This window comes from Saccharopolyspora rosea (genome assembly GCF_025643595.1).
Classification (GTDB): domain Bacteria; phylum Actinomycetota; class Actinomycetes; order Mycobacteriales; family Pseudonocardiaceae; genus Saccharopolyspora; species Saccharopolyspora rosea.
The window spans coordinates 3270887-3287855 of sequence record NZ_CP102826.1; the positions used below are offsets into that span (position 1 = coordinate 3270887).

The following is a 16969-nucleotide window of genomic DNA, read 5'->3' on the forward strand; positions in this document are numbered from 1 at the left end:
TTGTGATGGTGACCAAAGGTCATCTCCCCTGTTGATCTGGGTTGGTGTCGTAGCTTGGGAAGCGGTCTCGCCGCCACCACCGGCGGAGGCCGCCAAGCGAACCCGGCCGAACATCCGTGGAGGCTGTGCATGTCCGAGCCCGGCATTCCCGTGCCGCGCCCCGCGACCGGCGACGTGCTGCACCTGAGCACGCGCTACCCCGCCGAGGACGTCGAGGTCCTGCGGGCCACCGGAGTCGTCGACATCGACGGCGCGACGGCCTTCGCCGAAGCGCTGCGCGGCGTGCTCAGCGGCGACGCCCGGCAGGTCGTGCTCGACCTGTCCGGTCTGTCGGTGCTGTCCACGCACGGGGTCGTGGCGCTGCTGGAAGCCGGTCACCGCGCCCTGATGCGCGGTATCGCGCTGGCGCTGGTCACCGGCGGCAACACCGCGGTGGACCGGATGCTGCACATGCTCGACGTGGCCGACCGGTTCCACTGCGCCGACACCGTCGAGGCCGCCGTGGCGCCCGCGCGCCCCACCCGGCTGCCGGTGGGCTGATGGACCGGTTCGTGGTCATCACCGGTGGCCCCGGTTCCGGCAAGACCACCCTCGTCGACCACCTGGCCCGCGCCGGGCACACCACCCGCCCGGAAGCCGGACGGGCCATCATCACCGACCAGCTGGCCATCGGCGGCCGGGCCCTGCCCTGGGCCGACACCGGCCTGTTCGCCGAACTCATGCTCGGCTGGGAACTGCGCTCGCACCGCCAGGCCCGGCAGTGCGCCTCGACGGTGTTCTTCGACCGCGCCATTCCCGACGTCGCCGGGTACCTGCGCCTGCTCGGCCGCCCGGTCCCCGACCACGTGCACACCGCCGCGCGGACCCACCGCTACCGCACCGAGGTGTTCGTCGCCCCCTTCTGGCCGGACATCTACACCCGCGACGCCGAACGCAGGCAGTCACCCGCCGAAGCCGAACGCACCTACCGCACCATGCTCGCCACCTACCGCGACTACGGCTACCGGCCCGTCGAACTGCCCCGCGCGGGAGTCGACGAACGCGCCCGCTTCGTCCTCGACGCGCTGGCGTAGCCCCGCGTCAGCGCGCTGCCGGACCCACCACGACCCTGCGCCGCCTAGGATGCGGCGCGTGGACGTGATCGACCTCGCCGACTACGGCCCGGCGCTGCGCGCCGAGATCGCCGACGGCGACCCGGACCCCGCCGGGGTGGCCCACCTCGGCCTGGTCTGGCGGGACAAGACCGGCCACGTCGGGGTACGCCACCGAGGACGCCTCGTCGCCCACGCCGGATGGCTGCCGATCCACCTGCGGCTGGGCGAGCGGCGCGTGGCCGCGGCGGGCCTGGGCGGGGTGCTGGTGCATCCGTGGCTGCGCGGCCAGGGCGTCGGCGCGCTGGTCGTGCGGGCGGTGATGGACCGCATGCGCGAGGCCGGGCTGCCGGTGGGCGTGCTGTTCTGCCGCGAGCAGCTGGTGCCCTACTACGCCCGCCTCGGGTGGCAGTGCGTGGACGGCGAGGTGGTTGTCGACCAACCGGACGGACCCGTCGCGATGCCGCTGCGCACCTGCTGGTCCGCGCTGCACCCGCACCCGCCGGCGGTCCACGCGCCGCTGACCGTCGACGGCCTGCCCTTCTGAAATCAGTCCACTGTGGACTAGGCGGGCCGGTAGCAGCGGTCCTCCACGCCCCATTCGCCGAACGGCGGCCTGCACCCGCGGTCGATCGCGCGGATCGACGGGCGGCCGATGTGCGCGAAGACCAGCCGGCCGACACCCCGTTCACGGGCCCGCTCGGCGGTGTCGAGCACGCACGCGTGCCCGCCGACACCCCCGACGAAGCGGATCGGCCGGTCCCACCCGGCTGCATCGGCGAACACCAACCCGGCCCCGTCCGCCCAGTCCGGCCACGTCCGGAACTCCGGCGCCCACACCACCCGTCGATCTCCCTGCTCGACGAGGTAGCCGAACGTGGGGTGGTTGGTGTGGTCCACCGGCAGCGGCCGCAACCGCACCCCGGCCGCGGCGAACGCCACCGCCCCGCACGGCACACCCAGCTGCACCGCGCGGCGGCGGATCGCCGGCATCAGCTCGGCGCGCTCATCGCAGACCAGCCAGGCGTCCACCCGGCCTCCCGGATCGGCCGCGCCACCACCGTCGAGCACCACCCGCCGGCCCGCCCAGGCCACCAGCAGTCCGGCGGGCCGGTAGCGGGGCGAGTTCATCGCCCCCACGCCCAGCAACGTCATCCGCACACCCACCACCGTCCCGCCGTTGTCCCCGGCCTGCCCGCCGGTCGATGATGTGAAGCGGGGATGCGGTGATGCGAGCTGGTCCGCGGGAACTGGTCGACGCGGCACGTCGTGCGGGAGTGACCGACGAGCGCGTGCTCACCGCCCTGCGCGCCGTGCCGCGCGCGGAGTTCCTGCCCGAGAGCACCGACGCCGACGTCCCGGTGTCCATCGGACACGGCCAGGTCAGCACCCAGCCGTCGCTGTCGGCCCAGATGCTGGCCGGACTGGCGCTGACCGGCACCGAGCACGTCCTGGAGATCGGCACCGGCTGCGGCTACCAGACCGCGCTGCTGGCCCACCTGGCCGCAGACGTGGTCACCGTCGAGTGGTGGGCCGAGTTCGCCGCCCGCGCCCAGCGCGACCTGGCCCGCTTGGGCATCACCAACGTCATCGTGCAAACCGGCGACGGCACGCTCGGCGCGCCCGCCCACGCCCCGTTCGACGCGGTGCTGGTCTCGGCCGCCGCCCAGCACGTGCCCGAACCCCTGGTCCGCCAGCTGCGCGTGGGCGGGCGCCTGGTGCAACCCATCGGGCCCGGCGGGCAGGAGGAGGTCGTGCTGTTCAGCCGCGACGAACACGGCCTGCACCGGCGCGGAGTGCTCACCGAGGCCCGGTTCGTCCGGCTGCGCGGCCGCCACGGCGCGACGTCATCGTGACGACGCGTCCCGCTCGGCCGGTTCGGTGGCGGCGGCGACCAGGTGCGCCGGGTCCCGGCTCAACGACAGGGCCACGTGGTCGTAGAGCTGGGTGATCGCGGCCGAGGAATGCCCCAGCGCGTCGCGCCGGTCCTCCAGCGCGGCGCCGCGTTCGCGGGCGATCGTGTTGAACGCGTGCCGCATCGAGTGCGGGGTGATGCGCTCGGGCATCGGCACCCCGGCCGCGGCCGCGACCGCCTGCACCAGCCGGTAGATCTGGTGGCGGTTGACCCGACGGCCCCGGCGGGTCACCACCAGCGCCGGATCCCCGTCGCTCGGGCGCGTCCGCAGGTAGGCGTCCAGCACCGGTTCCAGCGGAGCCGGGATCGGCCGGGTGCGGACCTTGCCGCCTTTCATCCGCACCGTCAGCACCCGCATCCCGTCGCGCTGCCCGAGATCGGCCAGGTCCGCGTGGCACACCTCCGACACGCGCACCCCCAGGTCGATCAGCAGCATCATCACCAGCGCCGCGGCCTCCGGGCCGAGCGTGCGGTGCCGGTAGCGGCCCGCCTCGGACACCATCGCCGACGCCTGCTCACCGGACACGCTCGCCGTCGCCGAATGCCCCCGGTCGTAGCGGGGCCGGGCCGCGTCCCGCGCCGGGTTGGCGTCGATCGCGCCCGCCCGCACCAGGAACGTGTACCAGCTGGACACCGCGGCGAGCTTGCGGGCCCGCGTGGAGGCGGCGAAACCCCGCCCGGTGCGGGGATTCTGCGCCGCGGCCAGCTCGGCGGCGTACATCTGCACCTCGGGCAGCCGCACCGCCAGCGGGTCCAGCCTGCGGCGCGTGCACCACGCCACGTACTCGCGCAGGTCCCGCGCGTAGGCCGCGCGCGTGTCGGCGGAGTCGGCGAACGACCCCAGCCACGCCGAGACCAACGCCGCCACCGTGTGCCCGGTGCGGGCCGCGGCGCCGAGCAGTTCGGCCTGTCCCGCCTCGACGACCGGCGTGCCGTCGCCGGTGTGTGCTGCCGTCATCGGACTCGTCCCCGTCATGATCCGGCGTCCACAGTAGCCGATCCGCCGGTGCGCACCGCCTCAGGTCGCCAACCACTCCTCCAACCACCGGGTGTGCACCGCGCCCTTGCGCAGGTCCGGGCTGGCCAGCATCCGCCGGTACAGCGCCGCGGCCGTGGGCACGCCTTCCACGCGCAGCTCGGCCAACGCCTGGTCGGCGCGAGCCAGCGCCTGCTCCCGGTCGGCGCCCCAGCAGACCAGTTTGGCGATCAGCGAGTCGTAGAACGGGCTGATCCGGTCGCCGGCGACGAACCCGGTGTCCACCCGCACCCCGGGCCCGCCGGGCAGGTCGAACCGGGCGAGATCACCGGGAACCGGGACGAACCCGCCCTCCGGGTCCTCGGCGTTGATCCGCACCTCCACGGCCGCGCCCGCAGGCCGGATGTCGTCCTGCCGCACCGACAGCGGCTCGCCGCGCGCCACGCGCAGCTGCTCGGCGACCAGGTCCACCCCGGTGACGCACTCGGTGACCGGGTGCTCGACCTGGATGCGGGTGTTCATCTCCATGAAGAAGAACGAACCGTCCTCGTCGAGCAGGAACTCGACGGTGCCCGCGCCCCGGTAGCCCACGTGCGCGGCCAGGCGCGCCGCCGCCGCGCACATCTCCTCGCGCACCCGCGGGTCCAGGTGCGGTGCCGGGGCCTCTTCGAGGAGCTTCTGCCTGCGGCGCTGCACCGAGCAGTCCCGTTCGAAGACGTGCACGGCGTTGCCGTGGCCGTCGGCCAGCACCTGCACCTCGACGTGCCGGGCCCGGGTGAGCGCGCGTTCGAGGTAGACGGTGCCGTCGCCGAACGCCGCCTGCGCTTCGGCCTGCGCCGTGGGCAGCACCCGGGCGAGCTGGTCGGAGTCCTCGACCGGGCGGATGCCCCGGCCACCGCCTCCCGCGGCGGCCTTGACCAGCAGCGGGAAGCCGATCCGGTCGGCGGCGCGGCGCGCCTGGTCGAGGTCGGTGACCGGACCGCTGCCGGGCACCACGGCGACCCCGGCCTGCTCGGCGGTGCGGCGGGCGGCGGCCTTGTCGCCCATCCGCTCGATGACCTCGGGCGGCGGTCCCACGAACACCAGCCCGGCCGCGGCGACCCTGCGGGCGAACTCGGCGTTCTCGGACAGGAACCCGTATCCCGGGTGCACGGCGTCGGCGCCGGTCGCGCGCGCCGCGGCCAGCACCGCGTCCGCGTCGAGGTACGACTTGGCCGCCGGCGACCCTCCGATGTGGACGGAGGAGTCGGCCAGCCGCACCCACCGCGCACCCGCGTCGGCCTTCGAGTGCACGGCCACGGTTCCCAGCCCCGCCTCGCGGCAGGCGCGCAGCACCCGCAACGCGATCTCGCCCCGGTTGGCGATCAGGACCCGGCTGACCGCGGTCACGGGGTCACCTCCACGATGTCCTCCCCGGCCGAGACCTCCTCGCCGTCGTCGACGAGGAACCGCGCCACGGTGCCCGCCGCGTCCGCCTTGACCTCGTTGAACGTCTTCATCACCTCGATCAGCGCGATCGTCTGCCCCGCGACGACCGCAGCTCCCTCGGTGACGTAGGGCTCGGCGTCCGGGGACGAGCGGTGGTACAGCACGCCGGGCATCGGGGCCTTGATGGTGGGCATCGGACTTCTCCTCTCTGCGGTGCTGCTCAGGACACCAGCGCGGCGCGCACCCGGTCCAGCCGGTCGCGCCGCCGACGCCGCGCGGCCAGCGCGGCCTGCAGGTCGACCGGGCGGAACCGCACCCGGTCCCCGGTGCGGGCCTGGCCGAAGACGTCGCGGTCGACCGAGATGACCGTGGCGATCGTGGCGTAGCCACCCGCGGTGACCGCGTCGTTGAGCAGCACGATCGGCTCGTCCCCGCCCGGCACCTGCACCGAACCCAGCGGGTAGCCGAGGTCGACGACGTTGGCCGGATCGCTGCCCGCCCCGGCCGGCTGCTCGCGTTCGACGAAGTCCAACCGGCCACCGCGCAACCGGTAGCCGACCCGGTCGGCGTCCTTGGTGACCTTCCACGACGTGTCCAGGAACGACCGCAACGCCTCCGCGGTCAGCCGGTAGGAGCACAACCCCACCACCGCGCGCACCTGAGCCTCGGAGGTCAGGACGGGACGCAGGTCCTCGGGCACGACCGCCCCGACCCGCGCCGCACCCGGGTCGTCGCCGAGCGGGAGCCGGTCGCCCTCGGCGAGCTTGCTGCCACCGATCCCGGTCAGCGTGTACGTCGACCGCGACCCGAGGTAGGCGGGGATGGCGATGCCGCCGCTGACCGCCACGTACAGCCGCGCACCCGCGGTCAGCATCCCGAAACCGAGCACGTCGCCGGCCCGCACCGGCACCGCCCGCCACTGCTCGACCGGCTCGCCGTTGACCGTCACCGGCGCGCTCGCCCCGGTGACCGCCACGACGCGGTCGTCGGTGAACTCCACCTCGGGCCCGATGTAGGTGGCCTCCAGCACGGCCGCCCCGTCGGGGTTGCCGACCAGCAGGTTCGCCACCGCGTAGGAGTACTGGTCCATCGCCCCGGACGGGGGCAGGCCGATGTCGTAGTAGCCGTCGCGCCCGGCGTCCTGCACGGTCGTGGACAACCCTCCGGAGCGCACGATCAGCTCGCTCACCGGTACAACACCTCCAGCAGCTCGCTGTTGACCGCGTCCGGGTCGGCCAGGAACTCGGCCGGGCTGAACTCGACCTCGCGGACGCGGTAGCGGAACGTGCCGCTGTCCACTTCGGACCGCACCTGGTCGTACTCGGCCCGGTCGACCGCCCGGTACCGCAGGATGTCGCCGGGACGCGGGAACGCGATGCCGGAGGCGAAGTCCGGCAACCGCTGCTGCAGGTCGAACACCGGTGCCGGGGCGATCCCGAACAGCTGGTAGCCCCCGGCCCCGCGCACCGGGTACACCACGGCGAACGCACCGCCGAACCCGAACGCCCGCTCCGGGGTGTCGGTGCGCGGCCGCACGTACTTGGGCACCTCGATCTGCCGCTGCGGTGGCACCATCTGGTAGCAGAACGGCAGACCCGGCACGAACCCGATCATGGTGACCAGGTAGGGGGCACCGGACAGCGCCTCGACGAGCTCGTCGACACCGGCGAAACCGTTGATCCGCGCCGCGTACTCCAGGTCGGTGGCCTGCGGGTCCTGGTGCCGGTCGCGGAACCGCAGCAGCGTCTCGCGGGTCCACGGGTCGTCGAACAGCACCGGCACGTCGACCACCCGCGTGGGCAGCACGTAGTCGGCGGGCAGCGACCCGGCCGAGCGCTCCAGCTCCCGCAGGTGCTCGACCAGCTCCACCGGGTCCAGCCGGTCCGGGTCCACCCGGATCATGTACGAGGCGTTGGACGGGCAGATGTCGACCACCCCGTCGAGGCCCTCCTCGCGCAGGGCCGCGGTGATGGTCATGGCCTTGAAGTTCGCCTCCAGGCTCATCGCCTGGTCGATCTCGACGAACACGAACTCGTCGGCGCCGTGGTCATAACGCGCCGGTGGCAGCGCGAGTGGTGTCGTGCCCACGAGCACTCCCTCCTGCCGATCGAACGTCGCTGCCACCTTTGGGGGTGAACGCGGTCGGCCGCCAGTGGCCCGCTTGGCCAACAACACCCCGCCGATGTGGCCGAACCGCTGATATCGACTCCTCCCGGCCGCGCCCACGGTGTTCTCGACGCCCCTGCGGGGCACGCCGCCGGACACGTCGAAGGGAAGGTGCCGTGACCACGACCATCGATCTCAACGCCGACGCCGGGGAGAGCTTCGGGCGCTGGCGGCTCGGCGACGACGACCGGCTGTTCCCGCAGGTGTCCTCGGTCAACGTCGCCTGCGGCTGGCACGCCGGCGACCCCGCGACGATGCGCCGCTCGGTCGAGCTGGCCCGCACCCACGACGTCGCGCTGGGCGCCCACCCCGGCTTCCCCGACCTGGCCGGGTTCGGCCGCCGCCCCATCGGGTTCAGCCCGCAGCAGGCCGCCGACGCCTGCCTGTACCAGCTCGGAGCGCTGCGGGCCTTCGCCGACGCGCAGGGCGTGCCCGTCACGCACGTCAAACCGCACGGCGCCTTCTACGGGCTGACCGCGCGCGACGGCGAGGTCGCCGCGGCGGTGGGCGAGGCGGTGCGCGCGGTCGACCCCGATCTGATCGTCGTGCTGCTGGCCGGGCCGACCGCCGACGCCGTGGCCGCGCGCGGCGTTCGCGTCGCGCGGGAAGCGTTCGCCGACCTCGACTACCGCGACGACGGCACGATCATCATCGAACCCGACCCGGTGGCCAAGGACCCGCACGCCTGCGCCGAGCAGGCCATGGCGATCCTCGCCGGCGAGGTCACCTCCACCGAGGGGCACGCCGTGCCGGTGCGCGCCGACTCGATCTGCCTGCACGGCGACCGTCCCAACGCCGTGGACATCGCCCGTGCGATCCGCCAGCGGTTCGCCGCCGAAGGCGTCGAGGTCGCACGCATGGCGCGGGTGCTGGCCCGCCGCGGCTAGGGGTTTGCGGAACATCGCAACGGCGGCGCTGGATTGCGGCAGCGCTCCCGGCGAGGAACCGCGGAACTCACGGGATGTCGCACAGCACGAGAGGCTTTCGGTCGATGCGGCCGCCGCATCGTGCACCCACCGGGATCAGTGCTTCAGCGCGAACTTGAGGGCGACGATCAGCAGGCCGATCACGAGGTTGACCGCGTCGGTGAGGGCCACTTGGCGCCAGGCGGCGCCTGCGCGCCGCGCGGCTGCGGCTGCCCAGCCCATCTGGCTGATCAGAGCGACGGCGAGGGCGAGCCAGGCGGTGCCCTGGACGTCGAGGCCCAGCAGGGGGCTGACGAGCACGGCGACCGTGGAAGGCACGGCGGCCTCCACGATGGGCCACTCCTCACGGCACACGTGCAGCACGGTTGCTCTGTTCAGGCAGCGCTGCGCCATGCGTGCGCCGAAGAGCTGGGCGTGGACGTGCGCGAGCCAGAAGACGATCCCGGTGGCCATCAGCAGCAACGCCAGCTCCAGCCTCGGGAAGGCTCCGAGCGTACTGGCTCCGACCACGACGGAGGCGGCGAGCAGCGACCCGTAGACGCCACCGGTGTAGTCGGCGTGAGCTCGGCGTTCCACCCTCCACGCCCGGGCCTGCGCCCTGAACTTCTCCAGCATCCTTCGCTCCCGAGGTCAGCGAACCGGACACGCGACGTCCACCGTCGTGCCGGTCTTCGCGCGGCCGGGACATTTCGGTCCGGAAAGCCGGGCCACCTCCGCAATCCTCGTCAACCAGTGGTGCAGCCGCCGCCCAGCGCTTTCGCGCAGGTCAGCAGCCCACCACACGCCGGTCGCGGTGCGACGGGACGCACGTGCCCTTCTCCCCGCTCGGCAGGCGCGCCCAGTGATGGGGCGCGAGGATGGAATCGTCCCGGCCCAGTGGCTGGCGGGAGGAACGGACATGGAGATCAAGCCGCAGGCGGTCGTCCTCCCCAAGGAGACGGATCATCTCGAACAGGGGAAGTACGGGCCTGTTTTCCCGAGGACTCCGGCGTGCTACGGGTTCACCATCGTCGCGCGGGTCAAGCCCGGGCACGCCGATGCGATGCGCCAGTACGGCTACGCGCTGGCCGAGGCGCTGGAACAGGATCCGTACCTGCTGGCGCCGTTGAAGCTGCACTACCTGCGCTGGGTCCTCTTCGACGACGACACGCGCTTCATGTACCAGGGGATCTTCGACACCGACTTCGACAAGTACACCGAGGACGCCGTCGCGCTGTTCTCGAAGGCGGGCGTGAGCACGGCGTTCGAGCACCTGGAGGGGTTCCCGGAGGACTGGCGGACCAATCCGGAGGCGTTCGTCAGGTTCGTCCGCGAGCACCACTGTCCGAGCTTCATCGAGTACGGGGAGTATCCGTACGTGACGGCGGACGAGATCAAGAAGGCTTTGCGGATCAAGAGCGCTCTATCCGAGATGCTCGACCAGATGCAGTGAGGCTGGGAGCTGGGCGATGAGCGAGACCAACACAGCGCGCGTCTACAACCAGCGGCACCTTCCCCGCAAGTACACCCCTGCCGGGCGGCGCGTGAGCATCTACGTCTCGTGGAGCTACCCGGCCGAGGCGGGCCGCAACGCCGCCGAGCTGGACAACCGGTTCTCCACCCTGACGGAGGTGCGTCGGGTGGCGTGGCCGGCCTACGAGGACCCGAAGTGGTCGGACCCCTATCGGTTCCAGCAGGGCATCGCGGGCTCGCTGGAGTTGTTCTTCTGGGCCTGGGTGGCGTTCCAGGACTTCGCCGAGGAGGTCACCGGGCATGCCGTCCCGGTCTACCAGCGCATCGACCAGGCCGGTTTCCCCACTCCGCTCGATGAACGGGTACTCGACGACACCGACGTCCTGTTCGTTTTCGGACTGGACCACATGATCACCGGGCAGGAGGCGCAGCCGGAGGAGATCGAGGCGCTGCGGGCCTTCCTCGCCCGGGAGGACGCCCGCCTGGTGCTGGGGCCCCATCACGATGTCGGTGCGTCGGACGATCTGTCGGTGCGGGAGGTGGAGTACCGCCACCACGGCGATCCCCTGGTGCCTCGCCAGCAGCGGTTCGCCACCTACGTCAGGGATTTGATGAAGGGCTTGGGTGTCCCGGTCGTCAACCGGTACGGGCTGCGTCCCGCCACCGGTGAGGACAACCGGATCGCTCCGCTGTCGACCGTCCGGGATCTGGACGAGAAGGGGTGGCTGAACGGGGTCACGAACTTCAACTTCCACATGCACCTGCCGCACTACGCGGTGACGACAGACGAGCCGAAGGCCATCCGCGTGCTGGCCCGGCAGCCGATCGACACCTCCCGGCCCCATCCGTTCACCGAGGACGGGAACGCCGAGTTCAACATGTTCCTGTGGATGCCCCCGAGCGGTGACCGCGCGGCCGACGTGCTGCTGGCCGACTCCACGATCTTCAGCACCCTCTTCGGAGCCGACGACAGCCTGCGGAACTTCTGGCGCAACCTCGTTACGTAGCGATGCCGCAGGAGGCCGACGTGAGCGCAGCCACGGACGTCACACTGGAACTCCACGACATCCAACGCGGGGTCCTCAGCCCCCGCCCCACCCCGTACGCGGCCACGTACCTGGTCTTCCGCATCGACGACCCCTCCCAGGGCCGGGAATTGATGCGGCGGGCGAGCGCGGCGGCGACCTCCGCCGCCGACACCTCCAGCCCCCTCGGGGACACCTGGGTCAGTGTCGCCGTCACCTACTGGGGCCTTAAGGCACTGCGGGTGCCGCGCTGCTCGCTGGAGTCGTTCGCCTGGGAGTTCCGGCAGGGCATGGCCGCCCGCGCCAGGGCGCTGCGCGACGAGGGAGCGAGCAGCCCACAGCACTGGGAAGCACCGCTCGGCACGCGCGACGTCCATGTGGTGATCACGGCGATCGCCCCCGACCCCCCGCGTCTGGAGGCGGCCATCGACCGCGCCCGGCCCGCCTACGACCACCTGTCCGGCGTGACGGCGATCTGGCGACAGGACTGCTCCGCACTGCCCACCGAGAAGGAACACTTCGGCTACCTCGACGGCATCAGCCATCCGGCCGTCGAAGGCAGCGGCATCCCAGGGTCCAACAGGCTGGAAGCGCCTCTGAAGGGCGGGGAGTTCGTCCTCGGCTACCCGGATGAGATCGGCGGTGTCCAGACGCCGCAGCCGGCCGCGCTGGGGCGCAACGGCAGCTACGCGGTCTTCCGCAAACTCCACCAGAACGTCGCCGCGTTCAGGCGCTACCTGAGGGACAACTCCACCGGCGCCCAGGACGAGGAACTGATCGCGGCGAAGATCATGGGCCGCTGGCGCAGCGGTGCCCCGCTGGCGCTCGCTCCGCAGCACGACGACCCCGCACTCGGCACGGACTCCCGCCGCCGCAACACCTTCCTGTACGCGCAGGACGATCCGATGGGATTCACCACGCCGGGCGGCTGCCACATCCGCCGGGCCAATCCGCGCGATTCCGCGGTGGCCGGGGAGGTACGGCTGCACCGCATGATCCGGCGCGGCGCCGTCTACGGACCGCCGCTGCCCGAAGGCGTGCTCCAGGACGACGGAACCGACCGCGGCCTGATGTTCGCGTTCATCGGCGCCCACCTGGGGCGGCAGTTCGAGTTCGTCCAGTCGCAGTGGATGAACGACGGCGTCTTCTTCGGGGCCGGCAACACGAAGGACCCCGTCGTCGGCGTCGTGGACGGACAGACCGGCTACACCATCCCCCGGCGGCCCGTGCGGCGCCGTCTCGCCCCGCTGCCCAGCTTCGTCGTCTCCCGTGGAGGCGAGTACTGCTTCCTGCCGAGCCTGAGCGCTCTGCGCTGGCTCGGGGACCTCCACGACTGACAGGGCGGGCAAAGCGCCATGGACACCCCGCATCTCGTCCTCAACGCGGTCACCGTCATCTTCATCGCGGCCACCATGTTCGCCGCCGGCCTGCGCGCCACCATCCCCGCACTGCGCGGCGTCTTCGCCACTATTCCGCTTCTGCTGCTGGCGCTGATCGCCAACATGGTGGTCATCCCGCTGCTCGGCTGGGGCATCGCCGCGCTGTTCGGCCTTCCCTCGGCAGCCTTCATCGCCCTCGTCCTGATCGCCTCGTCCCCGGGCGGCCCCTTCGGGGCGAAACTGGCCGCGGTGCAGCAGGGCGACGTCGTCGCGGGCGCGGCGATGCAGGTGCTGCTCGCCTCCCTCGGCAGCCTCACCTTCGCCCCCACCGTCAACGCCATCCTCACCGCCGCCGACACCGGCACCAAGGTCTCCCTCGACGTCGGCGCGCTGGTGCGGACGGTGGCACTGCTGCAACTCGTCCCGTTCGCTATCGGTCTGCTCCTGCGCCGTTATGCCGAACCCACCGCACAGGCATGGCACCCCACGGCAGCCGCCGTCTCCAACATCACCTTCCTGATCGTGCTGGCAGGCATGCTGCTCGGCAGCTGGCGCGATGTCGCCGACCTCTTCGGCTCACTCGCCCTGCTCGCCGGCTTCCTGCTCGCCGTGTTCGCCTTCGCCGTGGGAACTCTGCTGGCGACCGGCCCGACCCCGCGCCGCACCACCATGGGAGGCGTCGCCTCGGTACGCAACGCCGGCCCCGCCCTGGCCGCCATCGGCCTCGCCTTCGCCGACCAGCCCGCCGTCCTGGGCGCACTCGCCGCGATCCTCCTCAGCGGCCTCGCAGCAGCCCTCCCCATCGCCATACTGCTCAGCAGGCGCAGGAGGGCCCCTGACGCCGCCGCCCCGAGCAGGAACTCACCGTGAAGCAGAAGTCGCTCAACCCGGCTGCGGTGCCCGGTCGAGCGCGGGCGGTCACCGTCAACTGGCGCATCTTCCGCCGCGCCCGCCGCGGCCCCAACCGGCTCACGTCCGCAGCCCGAGCAGGTTCATGCGTCCGAGTTCCTCAAACCCCGGCTGGCTAGCGCTCACACCTCGTCCAGGTTGCGCGGGTCCAGCACGTACTCGACGTGCTCGGCCAGCGACTGCGCCCGGTCGAGGTCGACCTCCCGGAACCGCACCGTGTCCCGGCCCGGCCGCAGCTGGCCGACCCGCCACAGGCCGGCGTGCACCACGGTCGCCACGACCGCGAAACCACCGGACGTCGGCCCGTCCGGGCCGAGGATCATCGGCGTGTCCCCGTTGATGTGCACCCCGCCCAGCGGGTATCCGCCGTCGAGCACGTTCGACGGGTGCGCCCCCGCCGCCCCGCCGTCCGCGCGCGACCAGGTGAACCGGTGCGGGCCGAGCCGGGTGACCACCCGGTCGGAGTTCAGGCCCACCCGCCAGGTCGCGGAGACGAACTCGGCCCAGTCGGCCGAGGTGAGGAAGTCGGGATCGGCGTGCGGGCCCCGCATCACCTCGATCTCCCAGTGCTCGGCGTAGGCCGGACGCAGCGCCTGCGGCACCCGCCGCCGACGCGGCCGGCGGACCGGTCGGGCGGTGAGCACGTCGTGGCGCACCAGCGCTCTGCCGTCCACGCCGCCGATCCCGGCCACCAGGTGGGTGGCGCGCGAACCGAGCACCTCGGGCACCTCGAAACCACCGGAGAAGGCCAGGTAGAGCCGAAATCCCGGGCCTTTGGCCGGGCCGCAGGTCAACCGGTCCCCGGCGCGCACGTCGAAGCCCTCCCACAGCGGCACCGGTTCGCCGTTGAGCACCGGTGCCGCACCGTCGGCGCCGCACAGCGCCACCACACCGTCGGCGGCCACGCGCGCGGCGAACCGGCCCATCGGGATCTCCAGCGCCGCCGCCCCGACATCGTTGCCGACCAGCAGGTTCGCCACCCGGAACGCGAGGTGGTCCACCGGCCCGGACGGGAAGAAACCACGGCGCTGCAGCCCGGGCCTGCCGGGCCAGTCCTGCACGGTGGTCTGCACACCCGGGTCGACGACCTCCAACGCCGCGACCGCACCGCTCACGGCGACCCCGCATCTGCGGCGAGGTGGTCGGCGACCGAGAACGCGACGTCGTCCACCTGGTACTCGTAGCGGTTGTCGAACACGTCCCGCCGCGCGGCCAGCAGCTCCTCCTCGGACACCCGCGTGAACCGCACCTGATCGCCCGGCCGCACCAGGAACGGGTCGTCGTGGAAGATGTCGTGCCGCCCGTGCGGGTCGTAGACGGGCACCGTGCGGCCGAACAGCTGGAAGCTGCCGGGGGATTCGACGGGGAAGATCGCCACGCACCGCCCGCCGATGCCCACGGCCCCCTCGGCGGTCCACGCCCGGGTGGGGTTGTACTTCGGCGCGAACAACCGCTGCCGGGCGCGCAGCGGGAACAGGAACGGCAGGCCGGGGAAGAACCCGATGAACGCGGTCCACCACGAGGTGGCGGTCACCGCCGCGAACAGCTCCTCCGGGTCGGACAGGCCGCTGCGCTCGACGATGTAGTCGATGTTGCTGCCGCCCCGGGTGTTGGGCGCGTCGCGGCGGATGGTGGCCGTGTAGCGGGCCACGGCCTCCCGCGAGGCGGAGTCGTCGAAGGCGATGGGCAGCGTGATGCGCCGTCCCGGCAGCACCAGCGACGAGACCGCGGGTTGGCGCGCGTGGACGTCGTCGAGCGCGTCGAGCAGCGCGCGGCGCGTGGTGCGGGCCGGGTCGAAGCCCACCACGATCGACCGGAATCCCGGTGCGGCCTCGACGAGTCCGTCCGGTGGTTCGGCCAGCAGCGCGCCCAGCACGCCCAGCACGAAGAAGTTGACCCGCAGGTCCACATCGGACTCGCCGTATTCGACGAGGACCGCGCGGTCCCCGGCCTGCCGGTAGGTGATCGCCGGGCGTTCACCGTCGGCCTCGACGCGGCCGAGCACCGTCGCCGACATCACCGGTCACCGTCCTGGTCGCGCAGCCGCAGCGCCAGCCACAGCTCGGCGCGCGTGGTGGGGTCGTCCAGCGTGCAGTCGAGCAGGTCGGTGATCCGCCCGAGCCGGTAGCGCAGGGTGTGCCGGTGGATGCCCAGCTCGGTGGACGAGGAGTCGACGTGGCCGTTGTGGCGCAGGAACACCCGCAGCGTGGAGATCAGGTCCAGTTTGGACCGCTGCGCGTGCCGGTCCAGCGGTTCCAGCAGTGCCGCGGCCCAGCCGCGCGCACTGGGGTTGTCCAGCTGCGCCAGCAGTCCGGCGGTGGTGACGTCCTCGGCGAGCACCAGCCGCGCGGTGTGCCCGGACGAGCCGAAATACACCGAGCGGGCCCGGCGCAGCGCGTCGGAGACCTCGTCGGCGCGCACACCCTCGGTCACCACCGCGCGGGCCTGCGGAACCCGGTGCAGCACCTCGTCGAGGGCCTGCAGATCGCCTTCGGCCACCGGCAGCAGGACCGCCGCGCTGTGGCTGTCGTACTGGGCGGTGAGCGCTCCGGCCTGCCGCAGGCCGTGCTGGTCCTCGGCCACCCGCAGCAGCCGCGGCAGCGCCTCCCGCGGGCATCCGACGAACGCCACCCGCAGCGGTGCCGGTGGCATGGGCACCCCGAGCGTGTCGGCCACCAGCTCGGCCAGGTCGGGGTGCCCGTCGACCGCGAGCCGCAGCACGGCGCGGCGTTCGCGCCGCTGCGCTTCCTGCTCGTCGAGTTCGCCCGCCAGGTCCAGGGCGAGTAGCCGGACCGCGCTGGTGAGCACCGATCGTTGCACCGGTGCCAGCGCGCTCGTCCGCCCGATGGCGAGGTATCCGCCGAGGTGTCCGCGCACGTCGATCGGCAGCACGGCGACCTGGTCGCCGGCGACGGTCAGCGACGCCGCCTGCAGCCGGGTGCGCAGCCCGAGTGCGTCCAGGTCCATGCGGATCCGCGCCGCGTGGCCGCGGGCCCGCGCGGGAGCCGCGTGCCGGACCTGGCCGTCGGCGTCCAGCAGCAGGACCCACGCGTCGAGCGCCTGCGCGAGCCGGCCGACGACCGCGCGCGACCCGGTGGTCGACAAGGCGGCGTGCACGAGGTCGGCCTGCGTCTCCAACGCGTGGGTGAGCAGCCGTTCCTGTCCGCGGGTGATCTCGGCGGCGACGGTCTCGCTGATCGCGATGAACGGTGTCGCGCGCGGCACGGCCAGCAGCGGCAGGTCGTGGTGGGCGGCGGCGTCGACGAGGTCGCGGGGCACCTCGGCGTGGGCGTGGCCGACGCCGAAGCCCAGCCCGGCGGCCTCGCGCGCGGTCAGCCGCCGGACGTAGTCGTCCCAGTGCCCGCCACGGGCCGGGAAGCCCTTGCCGGTGGTGAGCAGCAGTTCGCCGCCGGACAGGTGCGGGGTGGGGTCGTCGAGTTCGCTGACGTGCACCCAGCGGATCTCGGGGTCCGCGCGGCCCGGTACCAGGGGGTGCAGGTGCAGTTCGCGTCGTTGCACCAGCCAGTGCAGGGTCGGGCGCATCGGACCTCCCCGGAGGCGAGCTGCGGTGTCCCGCGTCCGCGTCCTCCGGGCCCGTCGCGGGCCCGGGCGGGGTACCTGCTCCTCCCGCGTCCGAGGGGAGCCGATCAAGAGTTCCCCGGATCGTAGCCGCCAGCACCCCCATGCCGTCCACTCTCGACG

At 72.8% G+C, this 16969-nt stretch carries 19 protein-coding genes; 9 read left to right on the forward strand and 10 right to left on the reverse strand.

Going from position 1 to position 16969, the window contains the following annotated elements; translation table 11 throughout:
* The first annotated feature begins 129 nt into the window (after positions 1-129).
* Genes NV263_RS15175 through NV263_RS15185 form a run of 3 tightly spaced genes read left to right on the forward strand, consistent with a single transcriptional unit; the run spans position 130 to position 1638 of the window.
* Complete coding sequence (locus tag NV263_RS15175) at positions 130-540, forward strand: STAS domain-containing protein (protein WP_263253960.1); 411 nt, start codon at positions 130-132, stop codon at positions 538-540.
* Entirely contained in the window at positions 540-1073 is a 534-nt protein-coding gene (locus NV263_RS15180; protein WP_263253961.1) for an AAA family ATPase, read from the forward strand. The genes NV263_RS15175 and NV263_RS15180 overlap by 1 nt, the downstream gene beginning before the upstream one ends.
* Positions 1074-1131: 58 nt before the next feature.
* A complete protein-coding gene (locus NV263_RS15185) occupies positions 1132-1638 on the forward strand; it encodes a GNAT family N-acetyltransferase (RefSeq protein WP_263253963.1) in 507 nt (168 codons plus the stop codon).
* A 17-nt stretch (positions 1639-1655) separates the two neighbouring features.
* Here the strand turns inward: NV263_RS15185 and NV263_RS15190 are convergent, their stop codons facing one another.
* Positions 1656-2246 (reverse strand): MBL fold metallo-hydrolase, encoded by a 591-nt coding sequence (locus NV263_RS15190; protein WP_263253965.1) that lies wholly within the window; start codon positions 2244-2246, stop codon positions 1656-1658.
* Between the two features lie 74 nt (positions 2247-2320).
* Here NV263_RS15190 and NV263_RS15195 point away from each other — a divergent pair, with 74 nt between their 5' ends.
* A complete protein-coding gene (locus NV263_RS15195; protein WP_263253966.1) occupies positions 2321-2947 on the forward strand; it encodes a protein-L-isoaspartate O-methyltransferase family protein in 627 nt (208 codons plus the stop codon).
* Here NV263_RS15195 and NV263_RS15200 read toward each other — a convergent pair.
* From NV263_RS15200 to NV263_RS15220, 5 genes are read right to left on the reverse strand one after another with little or no spacing between them, the layout of a single operon-like run.
* A complete protein-coding gene (locus NV263_RS15200) occupies positions 2939-3964 on the reverse strand; it encodes a tyrosine-type recombinase/integrase (protein WP_263253968.1) in 1026 nt (341 codons plus the stop codon). The genes NV263_RS15195 and NV263_RS15200 overlap by 9 nt on opposite strands.
* Positions 3965-4024: 60 nt before the next feature.
* On the reverse strand, positions 4025-5371 hold the full coding sequence (locus NV263_RS15205) for an acetyl-CoA carboxylase biotin carboxylase subunit (protein WP_263253969.1): 1347 nt from the start codon (positions 5369-5371) through the stop codon (positions 4025-4027).
* Positions 5368-5604, reverse strand: a complete 237-nt coding sequence (locus tag NV263_RS15210) for an acetyl-CoA carboxylase (RefSeq protein ID WP_263253970.1) — start codon at positions 5602-5604, stop codon at positions 5368-5370. Before NV263_RS15210 ends, NV263_RS15205 begins: the two co-directional genes overlap by 4 nt.
* Before the next feature lie 26 nt (positions 5605-5630).
* Positions 5631-6599: a 5-oxoprolinase subunit C family protein gene (locus NV263_RS15215; protein WP_263253972.1), complete on the reverse strand. Its 969-nt coding sequence runs from the start codon at positions 6597-6599 to the stop codon at positions 5631-5633.
* Positions 6596-7498, reverse strand: coding sequence for a 5-oxoprolinase subunit B family protein (locus tag NV263_RS15220; RefSeq protein ID WP_263253973.1), 903 nt, complete (start codon positions 7496-7498; stop codon positions 6596-6598). Before NV263_RS15220 ends, NV263_RS15215 begins: the two co-directional genes overlap by 4 nt.
* A 194-nt stretch (positions 7499-7692) precedes the next feature.
* Here NV263_RS15220 and NV263_RS15225 point away from each other — a divergent pair, with 194 nt between their 5' ends.
* Positions 7693-8463 (forward strand): LamB/YcsF family protein, encoded by a 771-nt coding sequence (locus NV263_RS15225; protein WP_263253975.1) that lies wholly within the window; start codon positions 7693-7695, stop codon positions 8461-8463.
* A 135-nt stretch (positions 8464-8598) separates the two neighbouring features.
* Here the strand turns inward: NV263_RS15225 and NV263_RS15230 are convergent, their stop codons facing one another.
* Positions 8599-9117 (reverse strand): hypothetical protein, encoded by a 519-nt coding sequence (locus tag NV263_RS15230; RefSeq protein ID WP_263253977.1) that lies wholly within the window; start codon positions 9115-9117, stop codon positions 8599-8601.
* 283 nt (positions 9118-9400) lie between these two features.
* Here NV263_RS15230 and NV263_RS15235 point away from each other — a divergent pair, with 283 nt between their 5' ends.
* Genes NV263_RS15235 through NV263_RS15250 form a run of 4 tightly spaced genes read left to right on the forward strand, consistent with a single transcriptional unit; the run spans position 9401 to position 13228 of the window.
* The gene (locus NV263_RS15235; RefSeq protein WP_263253979.1) at positions 9401-9934 is read left to right on the forward strand and encodes a hypothetical protein; all 534 of its coding nucleotides are present in this window, start codon (positions 9401-9403) and stop codon (positions 9932-9934) included.
* A 16-nt stretch (positions 9935-9950) separates the two neighbouring features.
* Complete coding sequence (locus NV263_RS15240) at positions 9951-10961, forward strand: hypothetical protein (RefSeq protein WP_263253981.1); 1011 nt, start codon at positions 9951-9953, stop codon at positions 10959-10961.
* Between the two features lie 20 nt (positions 10962-10981).
* Positions 10982-12316: a Dyp-type peroxidase gene (locus NV263_RS15245; RefSeq protein ID WP_263246932.1), complete on the forward strand. Its 1335-nt coding sequence runs from the start codon at positions 10982-10984 to the stop codon at positions 12314-12316.
* A gap of 18 nt (positions 12317-12334) precedes the next feature.
* Positions 12335-13228: a bile acid:sodium symporter family protein gene (locus NV263_RS15250; protein ID WP_263246933.1), complete on the forward strand. Its 894-nt coding sequence runs from the start codon at positions 12335-12337 to the stop codon at positions 13226-13228.
* A gap of 161 nt (positions 13229-13389) precedes the next feature.
* Here NV263_RS15250 and NV263_RS15255 read toward each other — a convergent pair whose 3' ends face one another.
* From NV263_RS15255 to NV263_RS15265, 3 genes are read right to left on the reverse strand one after another with little or no spacing between them, the layout of a single operon-like run.
* On the reverse strand, positions 13390-14382 hold the full coding sequence (locus tag NV263_RS15255; protein ID WP_263246934.1) for a 5-oxoprolinase subunit C family protein: 993 nt from the start codon (positions 14380-14382) through the stop codon (positions 13390-13392).
* Positions 14379-15284: a 5-oxoprolinase subunit B family protein gene (locus NV263_RS15260; protein WP_263246935.1), complete on the reverse strand. Its 906-nt coding sequence runs from the start codon at positions 15282-15284 to the stop codon at positions 14379-14381. Before NV263_RS15260 ends, NV263_RS15255 begins: the two co-directional genes overlap by 4 nt.
* Positions 15284-16810, reverse strand: coding sequence for a PucR family transcriptional regulator (locus tag NV263_RS15265; RefSeq protein WP_263246936.1), 1527 nt, complete (start codon positions 16808-16810; stop codon positions 15284-15286). Before NV263_RS15265 ends, NV263_RS15260 begins: the two co-directional genes overlap by 1 nt.
* Positions 16811-16969 lie beyond the last annotated feature (159 nt).

Coding starts and splice junctions, on each gene's coding strand:
- NV263_RS15175 (WP_263253960.1), top strand. CDS start 130: ATGTCCGAGCCCGGCATTCCCGTGCCGCGCCCCGCGACCGGCGACGTG.
- NV263_RS15180 (WP_263253961.1), top strand. CDS start 540: ATGGACCGGTTCGTGGTCATCACCGGTGGCCCCGGTTCCGGCAAGACC.
- NV263_RS15190 (WP_263253965.1), bottom strand. CDS start 2,246: ATGACGTTGCTGGGCGTGGGGGCGATGAACTCGCCCCGCTACCGGCCC.
- NV263_RS15195 (WP_263253966.1), top strand. CDS start 2,321: ATGCGAGCTGGTCCGCGGGAACTGGTCGACGCGGCACGTCGTGCGGGA.
- NV263_RS15200 (WP_263253968.1), bottom strand. CDS start 3,964: ATGACGGCAGCACACACCGGCGACGGCACGCCGGTCGTCGAGGCGGGA.
- NV263_RS15210 (WP_263253970.1), bottom strand. CDS start 5,604: ATGCCCACCATCAAGGCCCCGATGCCCGGCGTGCTGTACCACCGCTCG.
- NV263_RS15230 (WP_263253977.1), bottom strand. CDS start 9,117: ATGCTGGAGAAGTTCAGGGCGCAGGCCCGGGCGTGGAGGGTGGAACGC.
- NV263_RS15235 (WP_263253979.1), top strand. CDS start 9,401: ATGGAGATCAAGCCGCAGGCGGTCGTCCTCCCCAAGGAGACGGATCAT.
- NV263_RS15240 (WP_263253981.1), top strand. CDS start 9,951: ATGAGCGAGACCAACACAGCGCGCGTCTACAACCAGCGGCACCTTCCC.
- NV263_RS15250 (WP_263246933.1), top strand. CDS start 12,335: ATGGACACCCCGCATCTCGTCCTCAACGCGGTCACCGTCATCTTCATC.
- NV263_RS15260 (WP_263246935.1), bottom strand. CDS start 15,284: ATGTCGGCGACGGTGCTCGGCCGCGTCGAGGCCGACGGTGAACGCCCG.
- NV263_RS15265 (WP_263246936.1), bottom strand. CDS start 16,810: ATGCGCCCGACCCTGCACTGGCTGGTGCAACGACGCGAACTGCACCTG.